Origin of the sequence: Peribacillus sp. NPDC058002 (genome assembly GCF_042886655.1) — a bacterium.
Classification (GTDB): Bacteria; Bacillota; Bacilli; order Bacillales; family DSM-1321; genus Peribacillus; species Peribacillus aracenensis.
Genome location: NZ_JBHVQU010000402.1, coordinates 1 through 2,329, shown reverse-complemented (window position 1 = coordinate 2,329; position 2,329 = coordinate 1). Strand labels below are relative to the sequence as shown.

Below are 2,329 nucleotides of genomic sequence, written 5' to 3'. Positions count from 1 at the left end.
TTTTACACCACATGACCGTAGTCAAAAACTAGGTTCTCTTCAAAAGGGCGGTACACTTGAAGCAGCAGCGATTGATGAATTACCAGCTGCAGCTGCAAGTCAATTTAGTACTAGACAAAAATTCGGGATTGTTTGGAAAAAATTAAATCCTGAAATCGCACAGCAAGACGCTAAGGAAAAAGGCTGTATCCAGTTTAGCCGCTTAGAAGGTGCTTATTTTTCTGAAGGCACTTTATGGTTTGATGATACAAGTGCAGGTTCAGCGCGCCTTGGCCGTGTTTATCGCTACACGCCAGCGACAAACACTTTAGAACTATTCTATGAGTCTACGGATAAAAATGATTTAGAAGCACCAGATAACATTACAATCACTCCTTGGGGAGATCTTTGGATCGCCGAAGATGGTGGCGGTAATGATCGTATTGTCGGATTGACTCCTGAAGGACATATTTATACTTTCGCTGAAAATATGATGAACGGTTCTGAATTTGCTGGCCCCACATTTTCTCCGGATGGAAATACTTTCTTTGTAAATATGCAAACACCAGGTATCACCTTTGCGATTTGGGGACCATTTGCACGCAGAAATTCTACCCGTAGAAGAGCTATGAACCAGGCCCTGCCGCCAGCAAGTCTTGCTCCTGTTGTTTCGGATAAACTTACTGCAGTTGCAGATGAACAAGGCATGTCTATATTGGAAGCAGCGGCTTTAGAGCGCCATGGTATGCCAATTTTATAATTTATCATCGCATTTTGATTACGAACAAACCATCATGGTTTAGGAGGTAAGAAGATTGTTATCTAGTATCGGCGTTCCCGGCCTAATTCTCATTCTAGTCATTGCGTTAATCATTTTTGGTCCTTCTAAATTACCGGAAATCGGAAGTGCTTTCGGGAAAACTTTAAATGAATTTAAAAAAGCAACAAATGATTTGATCAGCAATGACAAAGAAGCAAAAACTAACTCTGAAGAAAAAACGAAACTAGTTGCACTTGATAAAACCGAAAAGACTGGAAACTAAATAACTTGTGTCTACAATTTAATAGAGTAATTGCTTGGAGGAAATAGGATGAATAAAATGGGAATGAAGTTATTGACGGGCTGCTTTTCGCTGGCGATGGCTGCTGCTTTTGTCGGTAAGCCCTTAACAGCAGTTGCGGAGGAAAAGCTCAAGGAGGGAGAGAAGTTTGAACTCACCATTCTCCAGACGAATGACTTTCATGGTCATTTGGATGACATCGTCACGCTGGTTGATGGAACCATTCATCACAATTCAATTGCGAAGTATGCCACCATCATTGAAAATGTGCGCAATGAAGAGAAGAATCTGCTTCTGGTCGATGGCGGGGATATCTTCCTGCGCGGCGAGTTTCAGGCGGGTCAAGGAGAGTTGGAGACGTCGCTTTTGAAAGCTTTGGACCATGATGCAATGGTTCTCGGAAACAACGATTTCCGCGTTTACCCTGCCGGAGAGGGCACACAGGAAAGCCGTTATGAACAGTTAAAGAATTATCACCGCAACGTTAATTTCCCCATCCTTACTGGTAATGTCATTGACCGGGAAACAGGAAAGTACATTCAGAATGTCAAGCCTTGGAAGAGTTTTTCTTTCAATGGCGTTAAAGTCGGCATGATCGGCCTTACTTCGATGAAGCCGGAAATTCGCGGTTGGAATGATGTTGCAGACTTCGATTTCATCGAACCGGTAGAAGCGTTGAATGAGTTGCTTCCTGAAGTGAGTGAAAAGTCCGACATTAATATAGTCCTTTCGCATGCTGGAAACACTGAAGACCACAAGTTGGCTCAGGTTCCAGGAGTTTCAGCGGTAATCGGCGCAGATACACATAAGGTCATCGAAACGCCCGAATACGAATTCAATGGAGAGGTGATGGTGCCAATTACTCAAGCCGGCGGAGAACAAGAACATTATTTGGGACGCTTGGATTTGACTTTTGAAGTTGTTGACGGGAAAATGACGTTGGTTGAATCCGATGGATTCCTCTACGACGTCACAAATGTTCGAGCCGATCCAGAGATACAAGAGATTATAGATGAATATCGTTCAGAGTTGAATGCACGATAATCCAAATGAAGTCTTCATAATGCTTTGTCGTTTCTTTAGTAATTATGCAGTATGAATGCAAGAGGTTGTGCAGAAAGTCGGTGAAAACTAACGACTGCCGGCCTTTTTTTGCGCATTACCGCCCTTTTCACGGAGAACGTCGAACTTAGTGTAGATTTTATCTGAGTCGTTTAGCTTAATTCCGCTCCTTTTTTATAGGATGGATAGATAACTAAGCATTTGTTATGCCATTGAGATTACGAAGG

General features: G+C 42.6%; 3 protein-coding genes. All 3 read left to right on the top strand.

All coding sequences use genetic code 11. The features are described from left to right. On the top strand, positions 1–739 hold a 739-nt coding region (locus ACFVSH_RS25600), incomplete at its 5' end, for an alkaline phosphatase PhoX (RefSeq protein WP_387708567.1). A 55-nt stretch (positions 740–794) separates the two neighbouring features. After that, positions 795–1,022: a twin-arginine translocase TatA/TatE family subunit gene (gene tatA / locus ACFVSH_RS25595; protein ID WP_387598796.1), complete on the top strand. Its 228-nt coding sequence runs from the start codon at positions 795–797 to the stop codon at positions 1,020–1,022. Positions 1,023–1,070: 48 nt separating this feature from the next. Further along, positions 1,071–2,084 (top strand): bifunctional metallophosphatase/5'-nucleotidase, encoded by a 1,014-nt coding sequence (locus ACFVSH_RS25590; protein WP_387708565.1) that lies wholly within the window; start codon positions 1,071–1,073, stop codon positions 2,082–2,084. Positions 2,085–2,329 lie beyond the last annotated feature (245 nt).